Genomic DNA, 17,641 nt, shown 5'->3' on the forward strand with positions numbered 1-17,641 from the left:
AGTATGCAGGTATTGGCGCGTTGGCACGAGATTGTGCGCAGTGGAGATCCGGGTGGACTGGACGCCATTCTGGCCGACGATTGCGTGTTCTGGTCGCCCGTGGTGCACCGCCCCCAGGCAGGTCGCGATCTCACACGGCTTTACCTGACCGGAGCCCTCGCGGTATTCAATGACAGTTTTCACTACGTGAAAGAGGTGGTGGCAGCGCCTCATGCCGTGCTCGAGTTCAGTTGTGACATCGACGGCATTACGGTCAATGGGGTCGATATCATCACCGTGAATGACGCAGGCCTGATCACCGAGTTCAAGGTGATGGTGCGCCCGCTCAAGGGCGTCAACCTGTTGCATGCCAAAATGGCCGCAATGCTGGAGCAATTGTCTGCATGAGGAAGAGAGCGATGTGGGGCGAACAGGCGGGAAAAGGTCTGGCAGCATTTCTGGTCGCCGGGATGCTGAGCGCCTGCGGGCAGACCGCGGAGGATACGACGATAGAGCAGGGGGCGGGGGTGATCGAAGGCACCGTCATGTATCGGGAGCGCATGATGTTGCCGCCTGATGCACAGCTGGAGATCAACTTCGAGGATGTGTCGCGGGCGGATGCACCCGCCACGGTGCTGGCTACCGTGACGCAGTCCACCGCAACGGCGCCGCCCTGGCCTTTCCGTATCAGCTACGACCCGGCAACGCTGGATTCCCGGCATCGCTACGGGTTGCGTGCCACGGTGCGTCACAAGGACCGTTTGCTATTTACCTCTGACACGTTCGTCGATGCCTTCGCCGAGCAGGCACCGGAGATCGTGCTGGTGCGGGTGCCTGGCAAGCCGGACCCGCAGTCGTAGCCGGCTTGCCAGTTGTGCAGTAAAGATGGCCTGTATTCGCCGCTGCGTTTATACTCGCGGCTCCTGTGGTATGTAATGTCGCCATGTCGTCTCAGTTAACACTGACAGCAAGAGCCCGTCGCGCCGCCCGTCTGGTAGCGGTGCTCGCGCTGTTGTGCGTCAGTGGTCTGCAGGTTCTCGAGGCCAGTCATACCCACGGGTTGTCCGATGCGCAGGCCGAGTGCCTGCTGTGCAAGTCATCGGCCCCTGCAGCAGTGTCTGCGGTGCCCGCGCTGGCGCTGTTCCTGCTGCTGGTGGCGTGCTTTACGGCCGCGCCACGTGCCGCGCAGGTCGCTCCGCGTTACCTTCCACTACAGGCCCGAGGCCCCCCGCATTACTTCTGACTAAAGAACCCCATTGTCTTTTTCAGGAGTAGATCATGAAACGTTTTATGCCTATTGCACTGGCTGTGGCCAGTGCAAACGCGGCGGCGCAGTCGCTGCCAATCGAACACGTGCTGGTAACGGCACCTTTAAGCAAGCAGGAAGCCGAAACCGCCTTGCCGGTGACTGTATTGACGGGCGATGACTTGCGCCGCAGCGCGCGGTCGACGATTGGCGATACCCTCGGTGACATGCCCGGGTTGGCCAATGCATCTTTTGGCCCCGGTGTCGGCCAGCCCGTGATTCGTGGGCAGCAGGGACCGCGGGTGACCGTGTTACAGAATGGCACCAGCAGTGCCGATGCCTCGGCGGTGAGTGCCGATCACGCGGTGTCTGTCGAGCCCCTGCTGGCAAACAGCATTGAGGTGCTGCGGGGGCCCGCGACCCTGCTGTATGGCGCGGGGGCCATTGGTGGTGTGGTCAATGTGATCGACAACCGTGTGCCGCGCACCCGTATTGACGGTGTGGAAGGCGGTGTGGAGCTGCGCCATGACGGCGCCTCCGACATGGACACGTCGGTGCTGCGCCTGGACGGTGGCAGCGGCGATATCGCCTTCCACCTGGATGCCCTTTACCGCGACTGGAACGATCTGAGCATTCCCGGCCTCGCGGCGCGGGAAGGCGATCACGACCATGACGAGGAACACGACGGCGACGAACACGACGGCGAGGAGCACGGTGAGGAAGAGACAACCGATGGTTACGTTGGCAATACGGGCGGCCGCACACGCAATGTGACTGCCGGCGCCAGCTACCACTTCGACCGCGGCCTGGTAGGGCTGGCAGTGGCCCGGCTGGAGAACCGCTACGGTATTCCAGCCGGCGCCCACGAGCACCATGAGGACGAGCACGGCGAGGAGGATCATGAGGAGCACGAAGAGCACGAAGAGCACGAAGAGCATGAGGAAGAAGAGGGCGGCATAACCCTGGACGTGGAGCAGACGCGCTACGATCTCGTGCTGGAACTTGCGGAACCGCTGCCCGGCTTTGAATCGCTGCGCGGCACGGTCACCTATACCGATTACCAGCATGCGGAAATCGAAGGCAATGGCGAAGTAGGCACGCTGTACAACAATGAAACCTGGGAGACCCGGGTCGAGATGGTGCACGGTGAGATCGGTGGCCTGCGTGGTGCGCTGGGATTGCAGGCACGCAGTGGAGAGTTCAGCGCTATTGGTGAAGAGGCCTTTATCCCGGTAACCGACAGCACCGACTTCGGCGTTTTTCTGGTGGAGGACTATCGCACCGGTGACTGGCTGTTCGAGGCCGGCCTGCGTGTGGACCGGGATGAACGTGACCCCGCGGCGCAATCCTCCGGTGCGCGCGATTTCACCGCGTTCAGCGCTTCGGGTTCAGCGATATTCAATGCCTCCCCGGACTGGCAGTTGCGCTTGTACCTCGCCCGTTCCGAGCGCGCGCCCTCCATTGAAGAGCTGTTCTCCAATGTCGATGGTACCGGGCCGGAGAACTGGGTTGCGCACGCGGCCACAGCGGCCATCGAATTGGGTGATCCGGACCTCGACACGGAAGTCTCGAACAACGTGGACCTCTCCCTCCACTGGCACAACGGCAACAAGGATCTCGAAGTTACCGTGTTCCACAACGACTTCAGTGACTACATTACCCTGATGAACACCGGTGCCGAGGTGGATGAACTGCCGGTGCTGGCTTACGTGCAGGATGACGCCACGTTCTACGGCGTGGAAGTGAACGCCCAGTTCGGTCTGGGAACCTTTGTCGGTGGCGAGGTGGGGTTGGCCCTGTTCGGCGACATGATTCGCGGCGAGCTGGACAATGGTGACGATGTGCCGCGACTGCCGCCGCACCGTATTGGCGGCCGCCTGAGCTGGTCGACGGATGTGCTGGAGGTGTGGACACGGGTGCAGGACGCCGCCAGCCAGAATCGCCCCGGCGTCAATGAGGAAGCCACGGCAGGCTACACGCGCTGGGATCTGGGCGCCGACTACCGGCTGGCGCTGGGTGACTCCGAGCTGACGCTGTTTCTGGCCGCGCGCAATTTGGGAGACGAGGAAATCCGCCTGAGCACCTCGTTCCTGCGCGATGTGTCGCCGGAGGCAGGCCGCTCGGTGGAAGCGGGTGTGCGTTACCGCTTCTGAGCGTCCTCCCATCCATAGAGGCACAGGGCCTCGGCCTCGGGTGTGAGTTGAATCATCGATTCATACGCGAAGCCGAGGTGATCCAGCAGGCTGCGCGAGGCGTGGTTCCCCGGCGTGACAATGGCGACCAGCCGTTGCAGGCCAAGGGGCCCCCTGGCATAGTCCAGCACTGCCTGTGCCGCTTCCAGCGCCAGCCCGCGGCCACGGGCTGCGGGTAGAAATCCGTAGCCGATATCCACATCGGTGAGCGTGGGGCGCTGCACCAGGCCGCAGATCCCCAGCGGTTCGCCTCCCTCACACGGCCTTACCGCCCACAGTCCAAAGCCGTTCTCCCGGTAGCTCGCCAGCGGACCGTCTCGCAGGTACTGTCTTGCCTGATCCAGGGAGCGCACACCGCGATCGGCAATGTGCTCAATGAAATCGGGATCGTTCAGCAGTGCCAGCACGAAGGGCGCATCGTCTTCGCTGAGCGGGTCTATCAGGAGTCGCGGTGTGTGCAGCATGGCCTGTTCATCCGTTGAGAAGAGATACGACAAGGGTACTACAGCGTCCTCGTGGGCAGTGCCCGGACAGTGAAATCAAACCGGGGTGCTGGTAAAGTGCGGGGTCTTTCGGCGCGGCAGGGCAGAGCATGGCACAGCGGATCATCGTCGGCATCAGCGGCGCCTCGGGGATCGTCTACGGAGTGCGAGCGCTGGAATTGTTGCGTGATTGCGGGGTGGAAACCCACCTGGTCATCACCAAGTCAGCGGAGCTCACCCTGCATCATGAGTTGGACATGTCGCTCGATGCGCTCAAGGCGCTGGCGAGCGAGGTACATCCCATACGCAATGTCGGCGCCTCCATCGCCAGCGGCTCCTTTCGCACGGCGGGTATGCTGGTTGCACCCTGCTCGGTGCGCACCATGGCGGAAATTGCCACCGGAGTGACGTCCAGCCTGCTCACCCGGGCGGCGGATGTTGTGCTCAAGGAGCGTCGGAGGCTGGTGTTGATGGTGCGCGAAACGCCCTTGCACACGGGGCATTTACGTACGCTGACCCAACTCTCGGAGATGGGTGCGGTGATCGCGCCCCCCGTGCCCGCGTTCTACGCTCAGCCGGAATCCCTTGATGCCATGGTTACCCAGACCGTGGGCCGGCTGCTGGATCTGTTTGCGATCGATTCAGAACAGGTCAGGCGCTGGCAGGGCGGGTGAGGGCCGTGCGCACCTCCATTGTGCCCCGGCTCAAGGCGGCCTGATGCCGATTCTGTTTGGTGTGGTACTGCTCGACCTGATCGGCTTCGGTATCGTCATCCCCATCCTGCCGTTTCTATCGCCACAGCTCGGCGCATCGAAAATCGACATTGCCCTGATCATTGTCAGCTATGCCGTGTGCGCTGGTATCTCCGGCCCCTTCTGGGGGCGCCTCTCGGACCGTCGCGGGCGCAAGCCGGTGATCATGATCTGCCTCGCCGGGGCTGCCGTGTCCTACGTCATGCTGGCGCTGGCAACTGAGCTCTGGATGATTTTTGCCGCGCGCGCCTTCGCCGGCATCATGGCGGGCAACCTGGGTGTAGCCTCGGCCATGATGAGCGATATCACAACACCCGAAAAACGGGCGAAAGGCATGGGGCTGATTGGTGCCGCCTTTGGCCTGGGGCTGGTGCTCGGGCCACTGCTCGGTGGGCTGCTGGCGGGCGACAGCGGCAGTTTCATGCTGCCTTGCCTGGTGGCCGGTTGCATGTCGATGCTGGCCATTCTGGCGGCGGGGCTCTTCTTGCCGGAGTCGGTCACGGCCCAGCGCCGCGCCGCCCACCGTCAGGCGCATCGCGATGGCTCGCGCCAGTCCACGCTGGCCATGCTGCGTGCCACCGGCAATCGCTTGCTGGTGCTGCAATATGTGCTGCATGCCGCCGCCATCAGCTCGGTGACTTACCTGGTGCCCCTGTGGCTGGGGGATGTGCTCGGCTGGGGCGCACGCGAGGTGGGGCTGGTGTTTGGCGTACAGGGGGCGATCATGGTGGTGCTGCAGGGCGGCTTGCTCGGTGCGCTGGTGCGCTGGCTGGGTGAGTGGCGCCTGTTGCGCCTGTCGGTTGCGGCCTTCATGGCCGGCCTGTGTCTCGCTGTGGTGGCGGCTGGCATGCCGTTGATGCTGGCCGCGGTGTACATCGCCATGTCGGGCTCCACGCTGTGCATGCCGTTGCTGAATACCATCACCAGCCACCGCACCCCCGCGGACCTGCGCGGCCAGATGCTTGGCACCACGGCGTCGGCAGCCTCCTGGGGCCGCGTTGTCGGCCCCTTGTCGGCGGGCGCCAACCTCTCCCTGTTCGGCTATACCGGTGCCTGGTTGGGCTGTATCGTTGTGGTCAGTCTTTACCTGGCCTGGGCGCTGGGGCCGCATCCGGCCTCTGCCGCATCAGAGGATTCATCACTGGAGGAGAACCCCCCGCATGACTACCCAACTGTTTGATCTGAGCGGGCGCATTGCCCTGGTGAGCGGCGCCAGCCGCGGCATTGGCGAGGCCATTGCCCGCCTGCTGGCGGAGCAGGGCGCGCACGTTATTGTCTCCAGCCGCAAGCTGGAGGGTTGCCAGCCGGTGGCCGACTCGATCGGCGCCGCCGGTGGCAGCGCAGAAGCCCACGCCTGTAACGTCGGGAGTATGGATGACATTCAGGCCCTGTTCGCGCACATCCGCACGGCGCACGGACGACTCGATATCTGCATCAACAATGGTGCCACCAATCCGTATTTCGGCCATGTACTGGACACGGATCTGGGTGCTTTCCAGAAAACGGTCGACGTGAATATTCGCGGCTACTTTTTCATGTCGATCGAAGCGGGCAAGTTGATGCGCGAGCAAGGCAAGGGTGCCATCGTCAACACCGCCTCGGTCAACGCCCTGCAGCCAGGGCCAATGCAGGGGATTTACTCGATTACCAAGGCGGCGGTGGTCAACATGACACAGGTGTTCGCCAAGGAGTGTGGCCCCCTGGGTATCCGCTGCAATGCGCTATTGCCGGGTTTGACGAAAACGAAGTTCGCGGGGGCCCTGTTCAGCAACGACGATATCTACCAGGCTGCGATCGAGAACATACCCCTGCAGCGTCACGCGGAGCCGGAGGAGATGGCCGGTGCTGTGCTGTACCTGGTGTCGGACGCCGCCAGCTACACCAACGGCGAATGCATCGTCGTGGACGGCGGGCTGACCATCTAGCCCGCCTCAGGCACTGCGCAGGTAGGTGAAACCGCCTTCCTTGACGTACAGCTCGCAGTAGTCGTCACTGATCGGGTTGACCGTGCCACCTGCGGGAATACGCAGCCAGCAATGCGTGCCGTAGTACCCGTGTTCATCGGCGAAGCTGCCGCGCAACACCAGGATCTCCGCACCCTGAGGGAAGTTGATCTGGCCGATCGCAGACGGCTCGTCCCAGCTCTCCAGGCGCATGAAGTCGGTGTAGGGTTCCTGGGCGTAGAGTTTCTTCCAGCTGGTGTTCTTGCGTATCGACGGCTGCCAGGGCGTATTGTGGGTCGCTATGGCAATGTGTTCACGGTCGTGCCCGGGATACTGCCGCAGTTTCACGAACAGCAGGCAGCCCTCGCGTGAGAAGGGTGCGTGCTGGAATCCTTCAGGATTCAGCAGGTAGCTGCCGGCGGGCCAGTCGCCGTGTTCATCGGAGAAAACACCCTCCAGCACCAGAATTTCCTCCCCCTGGGGGTGATCGTGAGCGGGGAAGATGGCCCCTGGCTCATAGCGCACCAGCGAGGTCACCTGCCCCGATTCTGACTGCCCCACGCGGTGCAGGCGTTTGCGCAGCACGTGGCCGCCTGGACTGGGTGTCCAGTCCAGGGTTTGCGGGTCCACTGCGGTGCGCAGGGAGAGGTCGCCGTTGAGGGCAACGCGGTTGTCGGCCATGTTGATACCTGTGAGAAAGTGAGGGATGTGTGCCGGCAGGATTTTGGACTGCATCGAAAGGGCGTTGTTCCTGAAGCGATTATCATAATCGGATTGGCGGCGGACACAAACTCTGTTTATACGGGCTTTAACGCCTGCTGTGCTGTTTTCTGTCATGGCCTTTACGGTATGCTCGGTGCATGGAGAAAAAAGTATTCGTGACACATGAGCTGCCCGGCGAGGTTATTCACCAGCTGTCGGGTCTCTGTGACGTCAACGTCTGGTTGGGGCCGGGATTGTTGCCGGCAGAAGGGCTGCGCGAGGAGCTGGCGGGCTGTGAGGGTGTAGTCTGCCTGCTCACCGATCACATGGATCACGCGCTGATCGAGTCGCTCCCGGATCTGCGTTTTGTTTCCTCGATGTCAGTGGGGGTGGACCATGTTGATGTGGCGGCGCTGACGGCGCGAGGCATCCCGCTCGGCCACACGCCGGGTGTGCTGGTGGAGACCACCGCAGACACCGCCTTTGCGCTGCTGCTGGCTGCGGCGCGGCGCGTGTCGGAAGCCGACCGCTTTGTGCGTCAGGGTGAGTGGCGTCGCGAGAATCGCTGGTCGCCGGATTTTTTCACCGGCAAGGACGTTGCCGGGGCAACCCTGGGGCTGATTGGCCTCGGCGCAATCGCCCAGGCGGTGGCCCGCCGCGCGCAGGCTTTTGGCATGCGTGTGGTGGCCTGGAATCGCACAGCGCGTGACGTTCCCGGCGTCAGCAACCTGCCCCTGGAAGCGGTGTTGGCAGAGAGTGACTTTCTTTCGGTCCACCTGGCGCTGACCGCGGAGACCCGCGGACTGCTCAATGCCGCGCGCATCGGCAGCATGAAACCCGGTGCCGTGCTGGTCAACACCTCCCGCGGTGGCATTGTCGATGAGGGGGCGCTGGCCACTGCGCTGTCCAGCGGGCGCCTGTATGCGGCAGGCATCGACGTGTTTGCTGAAGAGCCGGTGCCGGTCGACAACCCCCTGCTGTCTTTGCCCAATGTGGTGCTGACACCGCACATTGGCAGCGCGACTGCCCACACCCGGGTTCGCATGGCGGATATTGCCGCCACCAACGCCATCGCGGCGCTGCAGGGAAAACCCATGCCCCATTGTGTGAACCCCGAGGTGTACGCGCGCTGACGGGTGCGACGCTATTTGCGTACTGAACTGCGGTAGGCCCGCGGCGACAGGCCCACGGTCTGTTTGAACAGGCGGGAAAAATACAGCGCGTCTTCGTAGCCCACAGCGGCAGCAATGGCCTTCACACGCATTTCCGTGCTGTCCAGTAGCTGGCAGGCATATTCAATTTTCATGTGCAGGAAATGCTTGATCGGAGAGTACCCGGTCAGGGCCTTGTAGCGGCTGGCAAAATGGTACTTGGACAAGTGAGCGATGCCGGCCAGCTCCTCCAGCTCCAGGCTGGTGTGGATACTCTCCTGCATGGTCTGCTGGATGGCCTCGAGGTCCAGTCCGGCGGGGTGGCTGGCGCGCTGGCGCGCCGCCTCGAGTACGATCTGGGTAAACAGGTGGCGACACTGGTTGGCGGCATTGACGAACGCCGAGCTGCTGTAACCGGTGCGATTGACCGCCAGCAGGTTGTGGAAAGCGGCGATCAGGCTGGGCGCGATGCCCGCCTTTATCACGGGATGCCCCTCGCGATAGCCGAGGTATTCCATGAACAGTGCGCTGCTGATGCCCTGAAAGTGTATCCAGTAGATGCTCCAGGGGTGGTCGCGGCCGGCGCTGTAACTGTGTGGCAGACCCTGCGGTAGAAGAATCAGGTCTCCTGCACTAATCGTATGGCGCTGGTCCCCCAGGCGCAAGCTGCCGTTGCCGTCCACACAGTAGAGCAGCAGGTTGTCGTCGTGACGCAGGCGGCGCATGCGGTGGCCCCGAGCGTGCGGGTAGTAACCCATGGCCGTGGGATAGCAGTCGCGCGTCAGCGGGTGCCGGTGGAGCTTTTCCAGCATGAAGGCGGGGGTGAGAAAGCGCACCCCCTCCGATGGCAGAGGCCACTTGGACGTGCTGCTCATGGGCCGCCGTTGAGGCGTTGTGTATCCAGCGTGCGCAGCCGGTCGAAGCTGTAGGCGCTTACGGTGAAGAACCGGTCAAAGCGGGCATCGCGCACAAAATGCTGCTCGCCCAGGGCGTAAAATGCCAGTTCGCGGCTCGCTTCCGGTTGCTGCGCAACCAGGGTGAAGTCGGGTGCTCGGGCGACAAGCTGCCGGCGCTCGCGCTCACCGGCAACGCCATCAACCTGCAGGTTGGCCAGCCCCGACAGCAGCGCTTCCAGTTCGCGCGGCTCGGGTTGCGCCCCTGTTGCCGTCTCCCAGTCAGCGCCCCGGCGTATCAGCTCGAACCCCGCGCCGGTAATACGCTGCGGGGTAGGCACGTGCAGCAGGGTGGCGTCCAGCCAGCCCGCTGCCGAGGCCGGCGCATCAAAACGGCTCAACGGCAGGCTGTAAATGGCGTCGTCGCCATCGCGTCGGGCATGAACCTGCCGATACGCCGGCGCTGTGCCGAGGAACACGGTGCTCTCTGCGTTGTTCACGGTGGTCATATGGATACGGCGCTGATAGCGGTAATCTGCCACCTCGAAACGCTGCCGGGCGGGAACTGTCGTGGCTACGGGAAAGCCGTGCCGCGCCTCGGTCAGTGCCACCAGCAGTTTCTCGACGCGGGCCGTATCGGCAGGCAGACCGCCCAGCGCCGGCAGCTGCCAGCTTCCGCCCTCGCGGCGCAGCGTCACCTGCATACCTTCAGCGTCGCCGATGGCTATCGTCGCGATTTGCTCCGGTTTGAAGGCGACCAGAACCGCCCCCGTCTGTGCTGGCGCAGACGTTTCCTGTGGCCAATAGACAGCGGCGGTAATGGCGCACTGAATCAGCAGTATCAACGCCAGCGTGCGGATCACAGCCCTAGCCTCCGCCGATAGGCACGGCGTCGCAGCAGGGTGCGCAGCCGGTGCACAGCGGCCAGCGTCAGCAACCACGCCACGGCGCAGGCGTAATTCAGATATTCGATCCACTGCTGCGCCTCGCGGCTCATCGGAGGCAGTGTCCGGTTGAAGTGTGCCCGGTTGCGGATGGCCAGCAGTGAGGCATCCTGCAGCGACCACTCGAGGGTGTTCATGAACAGCGCCAGCGGGCTCAGGTACTGGGTGCCCGCCGCTGCGACCATCGCATTGAGCATTTGGTCATCCATGAAGTCGTTGGAACTGAACACCACCAGGCGCGCGGACTCCACCGATTGCTTGAGCAAGCCCCTGGGTCCGGATGCGTTGTCCGTCTCCCGCGGCGGTGCTCCCCGCGCAGCAAAGGCGGATGTGAAGCGGCCCTCCAGCACGGCGCCGAGAACGAAGCTGTCGCGCACGCCCTCCACGGGGAACTGCGGGACGCCCTGGCCGTCCTGCTGCGGCAGTATGTCGCGGTTTGCAGAGGCCCAGGCCTGCCCGGTGCTGCGCAACAGGGTCGTGCTGCGCAGGCCCGGTACCGGCTGTACCTCCATCGGCACAGCCCAGCCGAAGGTCAGCTGCGGTAAGTTGGCGGTAATCGGGTGCCCGGGGTTCAGGGCGGGCGGCCTGATGTCGACAAAATACGGGTAATCGATCATCTGGACATCGCGAAATTCGTAGTCGCCAACCCGGCGCACTACGGGCGCGGGAAATGGCGCATTCTGCTCATCCAGCACCAGCTTGGGCGTGAGGTGTATGCCGTGTGTCGCCAGCCAGGCGTCCAGCCCGCTCGGGTAGTCCAACAAGCGCATGTCACCGTTACTGAGCTCGACACTGAACGGCGAAGTCGCCAGCACCACGGTGCCGCCGCGCATCAGGAACTGGTCGATGGCGAACAGGCTGGCGGTATCCAGCTCCAGCGGCGCGACCACTGCGAGTATGTCTGCATCGGGGTCGACACTGCCATCCCTGAGCTGTTCGGCACGAATGCTGTAGTCCCGCGTGATGGCCTGTTCCAGATTGGCAAAGGTGGGTGCACCGAGGTGAAAGCGCGCCATCTGTTCGTTCAGTTCTGGCGCGGCCAACGCGACTGTTCGGGTCAGGCCGCCGGCGAAGCGGCGCAGTCCCGCTTCCAGTACGGTAACAAAGTCATCTGCCTCGAACGCATCGGTGGGCAGCTGCACCACCTGGCGCTCATCTTCCAGGGTCAGGTAGAACCAGAAACGCTGCTCGTCTCCCAGCCCGGCAATCATGGGCTGGAACCCCCAGGTGTCGGCGAGGTGCCGTGCCAGTGCACCGTCGTTGGCCTCGGGCTCCTCAAAGCGATAGCTGAACTTGCCCGCAGATTTTTCCACCTGTGCATCGAGCTGCACCTGAATGGCATCGCGATAGCGGCGCAGTCGCTCGGGCAGCAGCGCATGGGGTGAGACGTAGGCCACCAGCTCGATCGGTTGGTCGATGGTGCGGAACAGATCGTCGCCGAGCTGGTAATTCTGCAGCACATCACGAATTGCCCGAGTCAGGTCAAACTCGGGATTGCGCAGGCGGACCTCGGCTTCGGTATTGCCCGCCGTGCGCACATCGATGAGGTCGGTAAATCCGAGGGTGGTGAACTCATCGCCGTATTGCACCAGTACGTGAAACCAGGCATTGACCAGGGTCGACTGATAGCGGTCTGCCACCTGCAGCGGGGTGGCGCTCATCTCGTAGCGATCCCGGGCTTCGCGTTCCAGTTCGGGCTGTCTGGCCGGGTCGATGAACTCCACTCGCACCCCGCCGTCACTGGCGCTGGCGTACTCCTCCATCAGGTCGCGCAGCTGCGGCACCAGCGGTGCCAGCAGAGGGTGCGTGCGTTCACTGAAATAGCCGCGTATCAACAGGGGTTCGTCCAGCCGTGCAAGGAGCTCCTTGGTGGTGCTGGAAAGTGAGTACAGCTTGCCTTCGGTGACATCCAGCCGCAGGCCGGACAGCGGCTGCAGCCACACATTGGCCAGCAGGAGGTTGATCAGGAGCAAAACCATGGCTGCCGTGGCACGGCGCTGTTTCGGGCTGCGTGCATCCGGGGCACGGCGCTCACGCTCCAGACTGAAGGCGTTGAGGGCGAGAAAGCCGATGACAAGGCTCAGGCCCCAGGTCAGATCGCGCAAGTCGAGCACGCCGCGAGTGACATTGTCGAAGCGCGCACCACTGCCCAGCAGGCGCAGCCACTGGGCAGCGCTGTCGGTCGCGAGGCCGGTGAGGGTGCTGCTGCCAATCAGGTAGAGCAGGCCGCACACCAGGCTACTGCCCATCAGGCTGACGATGGGATTGTCGGTGCGCGCCGACACAAACAGCCCGATGCTGATATACACCGCCCCCAGCAGAAGCGAGGCCAGATACCCGGCAACCACCGGCCCCCAGTCCAGGTCGGCCATGAGTGCCGCGCTGACAGGCAGAGGCAGGGTGGTCAGTAGTGCCAGCAGCAGCAGACCGCTGCAGGCAAAAAACTTGCCGAGCACGAATCGCCAGATACCCACCGGCTGCACCAGCACATGCTCCAGTGTGCCGGTGCGGCGTTCCTCGCTCCACATGCGCATGGTCAGTGCAGCGCTGAGTGGAATCAGCAGCAGCGGCATCCAGTCAAACAGCGGGCGCACATCGGCGATATTGCGGGCAAACCAGGATTCGACCCAGAAGAAGATAAACAGGGTGAGCCCGGCAAACGCGGCGAGAAACAGCCAGGCCACCGGCGAACCAAAGAACAGCCGCACTTCCTTCTGTGCAACGCGACGGATGACGCTGTTTGTCGTCACGGTCCCGGCTTCCCCGACGTTGCTTCCCGGAAAATGCTGTCGAGGTCGCGCAGCTGTGGCTGCAGCTGAAACAGGCTGGCGCCCGCTCGCACCACACATTGCGCGATGTTGTTTGCCGCGGTGTCCGGGTCTGCATTCTCGCGCAGCGTGAGCACCCAGCTCTCCCCCTCGGCGATGTCTGCGCGTGGATGTACCGCGGCAATTTGCGGCAGTCGGCGCAGCCAGCGCTCCAGTTCGGGCTCTTCGGTGCCGGCGCGCAGCACCAGCGTGCGGCTCTCGCGCAGAGTGGCGAGGGGCGCATCCAGTACCAGGCGACCGGCGGCCATGACCAGCACCCGGTCGCACACCGCCTCAACCTCCTGCATGACGTGAGTGGACAGTATCACAGTGGCCCGTCGCGCCAGACGTCGCAGCAAGTCGCGCATTTGCGCCGTTTGCCCGGGGTCCAGGCCGTTGGTGGGCTCGTCGAGTATCAGCAGCTGCGGTTGCCCGAGAATGGCCTGTGCCACACCCACGCGCTGACGCAGGCCGCGGGAGAGCTGGCTGATCGGGTCCAGCGCGCGTTCCCCCAGTGACGTGGCGGCAATGGCCTCTTGCAGTGCGAGCGGGCGCTCACGCCGTGGTATACGTTTCAGGGTTGCGACGTAGTCCAGGTAATCCGCTACCAGCATTTCCGGGTAAACGGGCAGGTGCTCCGGCAGGTAGCCTAGGCTTGCCTGTATCGGGTGGGCGTTGTTCGCCATATTGATGCCGGCAATCGTGACAGTGCCGGCAGACGGTTCCAGGTAGCCGCTGAGCATGCGCATGATGGTGGTCTTGCCGGCGCCGTTGTGGCCCAGTAATCCAACCACTTCATTGGTGCCTATCGCGAACGAAACGTTGTCCACGGCCTGCGTGCTGCCGTAACGGCGGGACAACGATTCGACGGCGATCATGCGGGAACCGTTGCCTCGCTCAGTCTTCGTGCCAGGGCTCGCGCATGGTGACGAACTCTTCGGCGGCGGTGGGGTGAATGCCAATCGTGGTGTCGAACAGGGCCTTGGTCGCACCGGCGCGGAGGGCGATAGCCATCCCCTGCACAATTTCCCCGGCGTCCGGGCCCATCATGTGCAGCCCCACCACGCGGTCGCTGGCCTTGTCGACGATGAGCTTCATGAAGGTGTGTTCGTCGCGGCCGCTGATGGTGTGTTTCATCGGGCGGAACGTGGCTTTGAACAGGCGAATATGGCCGAATTTGGCGCGTGCCTGTTCTTCAGTGAAACCGACTGTGCCGATGTTGGGCTGGCAGAACACGGCGGTGGGAATGAAGTCATAGTCGACCTGTTGGCCCGCTTCGCCAAACTGGCGGCGTGCGAACGCCATGCCTTCTGCCAGCGCTACCGGTGTCAGTTCCATGCCACCGGTCACATCACCCAGGGCGAAGATGCCGGGCTCATCTGTCTGGAAGTGCTCGTCCACGGCGATGGTACCGAACTCAGTCAGCTTGACGCCGACCTGTTCCAGGCCCAGGCCATCCAGGTGCGGTTTGCGCCCGGTCGCGTAAAGCACGGCATCGGCGGTGAGTCGCGTGCCGTCCGTCAGCTCCAGTTCCAGACCGTCCGCGCCGCGGGTAATGGACTCCACATTGACTTCAAAGCGCAGGTCGACACCGGTCTTGGCAATTTCCCGCGCCGCGTGAGCGCGAATGTCTGCATCGAATCCGCGCAGGAACAGTGGGCCGCGATACAGCTGCGTGACGCGGGAACCCAGCCCGTTGAAGATGCCGGCGAACTCCACGGCGATATAGCCGCCGCCCACGATGACCAGGCGCTCCGGAAAATGCTCCAGATCGAACACTTCATTGGAGGTAATGGCCAGCTCGCTGCCCGGGAATTCTGGAATATGCGGCCAGCCGCCGGTGGCGATGAGAATCTTGCCGGCGCTGTACTCACGCTCGCCAACAGCCACAGTGTTGGCATTTACAATGCGTGCCCGACCGTCGATGACGTCGGCACTGGCCCCCTTGAGCATCTTGCGGTAGATCGCGTTCAGTCGGGAGATTTCGGTCTTCTTGTTGTCGCGCAGCGTCGCCCAGTCGAAGGCGGGCTTGCTGCTGTCCCAGCCGAACCCCTGTGCGTCTTCAAAGGCCTTGCCGAACTCGGAGGCGTAGACGTAGAGCTTCTTTGGTACGCAGCCGACGTTGACGCAGGTGCCGCCCATATAGCGGTCCTCGGCGATCGCTACACGCGCGCCGAAGCTTGCTGCGATGCGCGCCGCGCGCACGCCGCCGGACCCCGCGCCGATAATAAAAAGGTCGTAGTCTTTCTCGCTCACAATTCTCTCTCCCGGTTAGAGCGGCCAGTTTATCAGCCCTTGAGCATACAGATAAGGTGAAGCAAATCCTGTATTATAGGCTGTTCATTGCGAATTCAAGGAACTGGGGAACATGAAGCGGATTTTTCACTCTCTGCGCCTGGGCGCCGTTGCCGTCGCGCTCGCTGCGGGCGTGCTCGCAGCGAGCGCACTCGCAGCTGACGAAATCGTGTTGAAGAACGGTTCACGCATCCTCGGCACCGTGACCGGCGTGCGCGACGGCGTGGTAACCGTGGACACCGAGTTTGCCGGCACGCTAAAAGTGCAGCAGGATCAGGTCGAGAGCTTGCGCAGCAGCGAGTCGATTGTGCTCAAGCTCGCCGACGGTACGGTCGTTGAGGAGCCTTCGCTGCGCGTAGAAGAAGAAACACTGCTGCTGGCGTCAGAGAGCGCGCCTGTGGCTACGGTCCCGCTGGCCGACCTTGCGATCAGTGACCCGCAGCCCTGGGAGCTGGGGCACGGCTACCGCTGGAAGGGCCAGGTCAGCCTCGCACTTGAGATGCAGCGCGGCAACACCGATACCGATGAATTGGACTACGGTATCGAGAGCGTCTGGCGTAGCCTGGAGGATCGCTACACCCTGCGCTTTGACGGCGAAGAAGACGAAGCGAATGGCGTCAAGAACGCGGAGAACTGGACGGCGCTGGGCAAGTATGACCGCTTCCTCGAGGGGCCGCTCTACTGGGGTGTGAACGCGTCGGCCGAACACGACAAGTTCTCTGATCTCGACCTGCGCTACTACGTGGGTCCCTATATCGGCCGCCAGTTCCACGAAAGGCCGTTGCTGACACTCTCTGCTGAAGTGGGTGGTGTGTATGTCGATGAGGACTACATCGTTGCTGAAGACCAGGATTATCTGGGTATGAACTGGTCGGTGGATGCCACCAGCAACTACATCAGTGAGGATTCCCAGCTGTACCTGAAGCACACCGGCATCTGGAACCTCGACCAGACCGAAGATGTGATTCTCGACCTGACCCTGGGCCTGTCATTCCCGCTGCTGTTCAACATCGACGGGGCGGCCGAAATCCTGCTCGAGTACGACTCCGGCTTGCCCCCCGAGGTGGAGAGCCTGGACCAGACCTATCGTTTCCGCGTGGGTTACAGCTGGTAAATCAGTCGGGCTGGCTGCGTCGCACGGCTGCCGCCAGCTGTTCCAGCAGGGGTACGGTGTGCGCCAGTGCCAGGCAGGCATCGGTGATGCTCTGGCCGTACGTGAGTTGCTCGCGGGCTGCGATGGGCTGGTTGCCCGCCACCAGGTGACTCTCCAGCATCACCCCGCGAATCGCCCGTTGCCCCTGTTCCATCTGGTCACACAGTGACGACACCACCACCGCCTGGCGCGCCGGGTCCTTGTCGCTGTTGCCGTGACTGCAATCCACAATCAGTGAGGCGGGCAGCTCGTGCCGGGCCAACGCGGTCGCCGCGGCGTGCACGGCTTCGGCGTGATAGTTGGCGCCAGTGGCACTGCCGCCGCGCAGGATCAGGTAACCGTGTGGATTCCCCGTGGAGTGGAGAATGGCCGGCGTGCCCTCCTTGGTCAGCGAGGGAAACCAGTGGCTGTGGCGGGCGGAGCGAATGGCGTCGATGGCGACATCGATGCTGCCGTTGGTGCCATTCTTGAAGCCCACGGGCATGGACAGGCCCGAGGCCAGCTCACGGTGTATCTGGCTTTCCACGGTGCGCGCGCCAATGGCGCCGAAGCTCACCAGGTCGGCGTAGTACTGGCCGAAAGTGGTATCGAGGAATTCGCTGGCCGCGGGCAGGCCGAGTGCAGCCACATCCAGCAGTACGCGCCGGGCCTGCCGCAGGCCCTTGTTGATACGGAAGCTGCCGTCCAGATCCGGGTCGTTGATCAGACCCTTCCAGCCCACGACCGTCCGTGGTTTCTCAAAATACACCCGCAGTACCGGCAGAATCGCGTCACTGAGCGGGGCGCAGGCGGTTTGCAGCTGGCTGGCAAATTCCAGCAGGGCCGCGGGGTCGTGTACCGAGCAGGGGCCTACGATCGCCAGCATCCGGCGATCTTCGCCGGCGAGAACGCTCTCGATGGCTCGCCGTGCGCCCGCGATCTCATGGCGCTGCGCGGAGGGTAGCGGCAGCTCCTCGGCCAGCACCCAGGGCGTGATAAGCGGTTGAGCGCCGTGGATGCGAACGTCGTCGGTGGGATCTGCCGCGCTGTGGTCTTTCATCAGAATACCGTTCGGGAAAAAAGAGCGGTGCATTGTCACCCACGGCCGCAGGCCCGACAAGTT

The 17,641-nt window shown here is 63.4% G+C and carries 17 protein-coding genes; 9 read left to right on the forward strand and 8 right to left on the reverse strand.

The window, feature by feature from the left end:
• Positions 1–3 precede the first annotated feature (3 nt).
• The 4 genes from EGJ68_RS02645 (at position 4) to EGJ68_RS02660 (ending at position 3,378) form a co-directional block, all read left to right on the forward strand.
• The gene (locus EGJ68_RS02645; protein ID WP_123032984.1) at positions 4–387 is read left to right on the forward strand and encodes a nuclear transport factor 2 family protein; all 384 of its coding nucleotides are present in this window, start codon (positions 4–6) and stop codon (positions 385–387) included.
• Positions 384–839, forward strand: coding sequence for a YbaY family lipoprotein (locus EGJ68_RS02650; RefSeq protein ID WP_123032985.1), 456 nt, complete (start codon positions 384–386; stop codon positions 837–839). The genes EGJ68_RS02645 and EGJ68_RS02650 overlap by 4 nt, the downstream gene beginning before the upstream one ends.
• Positions 840–922: 83 nt before the next feature.
• Positions 923–1,222, forward strand: a complete 300-nt coding sequence (locus tag EGJ68_RS02655) for a hypothetical protein (RefSeq protein WP_158283461.1) — start codon at positions 923–925, stop codon at positions 1,220–1,222.
• A 35-nt stretch (positions 1,223–1,257) separates the two neighbouring features.
• Positions 1,258–3,378 (forward strand): TonB-dependent receptor, encoded by a 2,121-nt coding sequence (locus tag EGJ68_RS02660; protein ID WP_123032987.1) that lies wholly within the window; start codon positions 1,258–1,260, stop codon positions 3,376–3,378.
• Here the strand turns inward: EGJ68_RS02660 and EGJ68_RS02665 are convergent.
• Positions 3,366–3,881 carry a GNAT family N-acetyltransferase gene (locus tag EGJ68_RS02665; RefSeq protein ID WP_123032988.1) on the reverse strand — a complete coding sequence of 172 codons (516 nt, stop codon included), beginning with the start codon at positions 3,879–3,881 and terminating at the stop codon, positions 3,366–3,368. The genes EGJ68_RS02660 and EGJ68_RS02665 overlap by 13 nt on opposite strands.
• A gap of 128 nt (positions 3,882–4,009) precedes the next feature.
• Here EGJ68_RS02665 and EGJ68_RS02670 point away from each other — a divergent pair, with 128 nt between their 5' ends.
• Genes EGJ68_RS02670 through EGJ68_RS02680 form a run of 3 tightly spaced genes read left to right on the forward strand, consistent with a single transcriptional unit; the run spans position 4,010 to position 6,576 of the window.
• Positions 4,010–4,573, forward strand: coding sequence for a UbiX family flavin prenyltransferase (locus EGJ68_RS02670; protein ID WP_123032989.1), 564 nt, complete (start codon positions 4,010–4,012; stop codon positions 4,571–4,573).
• Between the two features lie 43 nt (positions 4,574–4,616).
• Complete coding sequence (locus tag EGJ68_RS02675; RefSeq protein ID WP_233248649.1) at positions 4,617–5,831, forward strand: MFS transporter; 1,215 nt, start codon at positions 4,617–4,619, stop codon at positions 5,829–5,831.
• Positions 5,812–6,576 carry an SDR family oxidoreductase gene (locus tag EGJ68_RS02680; RefSeq protein ID WP_123032991.1) on the forward strand — a complete coding sequence of 255 codons (765 nt, stop codon included), beginning with the start codon at positions 5,812–5,814 and terminating at the stop codon, positions 6,574–6,576. The genes EGJ68_RS02675 and EGJ68_RS02680 overlap by 20 nt, the downstream gene beginning before the upstream one ends.
• 6 nt (positions 6,577–6,582) lie before the next feature.
• Here EGJ68_RS02680 and EGJ68_RS02685 read toward each other — a convergent pair whose 3' ends face one another.
• Positions 6,583–7,329: a cupin domain-containing protein gene (locus EGJ68_RS02685; protein WP_233248650.1), complete on the reverse strand. Its 747-nt coding sequence runs from the start codon at positions 7,327–7,329 to the stop codon at positions 6,583–6,585.
• A 125-nt stretch (positions 7,330–7,454) separates the two neighbouring features.
• On the opposite strand from EGJ68_RS02685, the gene EGJ68_RS02690 reads away from it, so the two are divergent.
• Positions 7,455–8,429 (forward strand): 2-hydroxyacid dehydrogenase, encoded by a 975-nt coding sequence (locus EGJ68_RS02690; protein ID WP_123032992.1) that lies wholly within the window; start codon positions 7,455–7,457, stop codon positions 8,427–8,429.
• 11 nt (positions 8,430–8,440) lie between these two features.
• Here EGJ68_RS02690 and EGJ68_RS02695 read toward each other — a convergent pair whose 3' ends face one another.
• The 5 genes from EGJ68_RS02695 to gor are packed head-to-tail and all read right to left on the reverse strand — an operon-like array spanning position 8,441 to position 15,347.
• Positions 8,441–9,322, reverse strand: a complete 882-nt coding sequence (locus EGJ68_RS02695; protein ID WP_123032993.1) for an AraC family transcriptional regulator — start codon at positions 9,320–9,322, stop codon at positions 8,441–8,443.
• Positions 9,319–10,203, reverse strand: a complete 885-nt coding sequence (locus EGJ68_RS02700; protein ID WP_123032994.1) for a DUF4340 domain-containing protein — start codon at positions 10,201–10,203, stop codon at positions 9,319–9,321. The genes EGJ68_RS02695 and EGJ68_RS02700 overlap by 4 nt, the downstream gene beginning before the upstream one ends.
• Positions 10,200–13,034: a Gldg family protein gene (locus EGJ68_RS02705; protein ID WP_123032995.1), complete on the reverse strand. Its 2,835-nt coding sequence runs from the start codon at positions 13,032–13,034 to the stop codon at positions 10,200–10,202. Before EGJ68_RS02705 ends, EGJ68_RS02700 begins: the two co-directional genes overlap by 4 nt.
• Complete coding sequence (locus EGJ68_RS02710; RefSeq protein ID WP_123032996.1) at positions 13,031–13,969, reverse strand: ABC transporter ATP-binding protein; 939 nt, start codon at positions 13,967–13,969, stop codon at positions 13,031–13,033. The genes EGJ68_RS02705 and EGJ68_RS02710 overlap by 4 nt, the downstream gene beginning before the upstream one ends.
• A gap of 19 nt (positions 13,970–13,988) precedes the next feature.
• Entirely contained in the window at positions 13,989–15,347 is a 1,359-nt protein-coding gene (gene gor, locus EGJ68_RS02715; RefSeq protein ID WP_123032997.1) for a glutathione-disulfide reductase, read from the reverse strand.
• A gap of 112 nt (positions 15,348–15,459) precedes the next feature.
• Between gor and EGJ68_RS02720 the strand changes: the two genes are divergently transcribed.
• A complete protein-coding gene (locus tag EGJ68_RS02720) occupies positions 15,460–16,500 on the forward strand; it encodes a DUF481 domain-containing protein (protein ID WP_123032998.1) in 1,041 nt (346 codons plus the stop codon).
• Position 16,501: 1 nt separating this feature from the next.
• Here the strand turns inward: EGJ68_RS02720 and EGJ68_RS02725 are convergent, their stop codons facing one another.
• Positions 16,502–17,578: a 3-deoxy-7-phosphoheptulonate synthase gene (locus EGJ68_RS02725; protein ID WP_123034006.1), complete on the reverse strand. Its 1,077-nt coding sequence runs from the start codon at positions 17,576–17,578 to the stop codon at positions 16,502–16,504.
• Positions 17,579–17,641: the final 63 nt, after the last annotated feature.

Origin of the sequence: Haliea alexandrii (genome assembly GCF_003719295.1) — a bacterium.
Lineage (GTDB): Bacteria > Pseudomonadota > Gammaproteobacteria > Pseudomonadales > Halieaceae > Haliea > Haliea alexandrii.

Bases quoted from the DNA above. Each gene is read 5' to 3' on its own strand.
- EGJ68_RS02695 (WP_123032993.1), bottom strand. From the start codon at position 9,322: ATGAGCAGCACGTCCAAGTGGCCTCTGCCATCGGAGGGGGTGCGCTTT.
- EGJ68_RS02655 (WP_158283461.1), top strand. From the start codon at position 923: ATGTCGTCTCAGTTAACACTGACAGCAAGAGCCCGTCGCGCCGCCCGT.
- EGJ68_RS02725 (WP_123034006.1), bottom strand. From the start codon at position 17,578: ATGAAAGACCACAGCGCGGCAGATCCCACCGACGACGTTCGCATCCAC.
- EGJ68_RS02710 (WP_123032996.1), bottom strand. From the start codon at position 13,969: ATGATCGCCGTCGAATCGTTGTCCCGCCGTTACGGCAGCACGCAGGCC.
- EGJ68_RS02650 (WP_123032985.1), top strand. From the start codon at position 384: ATGAGGAAGAGAGCGATGTGGGGCGAACAGGCGGGAAAAGGTCTGGCA.
- EGJ68_RS02670 (WP_123032989.1), top strand. From the start codon at position 4,010: ATGGCACAGCGGATCATCGTCGGCATCAGCGGCGCCTCGGGGATCGTC.
- EGJ68_RS02685 (WP_233248650.1), bottom strand. From the start codon at position 7,329: ATGCAGTCCAAAATCCTGCCGGCACACATCCCTCACTTTCTCACAGGT.
- EGJ68_RS02675 (WP_233248649.1), top strand. From the start codon at position 4,617: ATGCCGATTCTGTTTGGTGTGGTACTGCTCGACCTGATCGGCTTCGGT.
- EGJ68_RS02645 (WP_123032984.1), top strand. From the start codon at position 4: ATGCAGGTATTGGCGCGTTGGCACGAGATTGTGCGCAGTGGAGATCCG.
- EGJ68_RS02720 (WP_123032998.1), top strand. From the start codon at position 15,460: ATGAAGCGGATTTTTCACTCTCTGCGCCTGGGCGCCGTTGCCGTCGCG.
- EGJ68_RS02665 (WP_123032988.1), bottom strand. From the start codon at position 3,881: ATGCTGCACACACCGCGACTCCTGATAGACCCGCTCAGCGAAGACGAT.
- EGJ68_RS02680 (WP_123032991.1), top strand. From the start codon at position 5,812: ATGACTACCCAACTGTTTGATCTGAGCGGGCGCATTGCCCTGGTGAGC.
- EGJ68_RS02690 (WP_123032992.1), top strand. From the start codon at position 7,455: ATGGAGAAAAAAGTATTCGTGACACATGAGCTGCCCGGCGAGGTTATT.
- EGJ68_RS02660 (WP_123032987.1), top strand. From the start codon at position 1,258: ATGAAACGTTTTATGCCTATTGCACTGGCTGTGGCCAGTGCAAACGCG.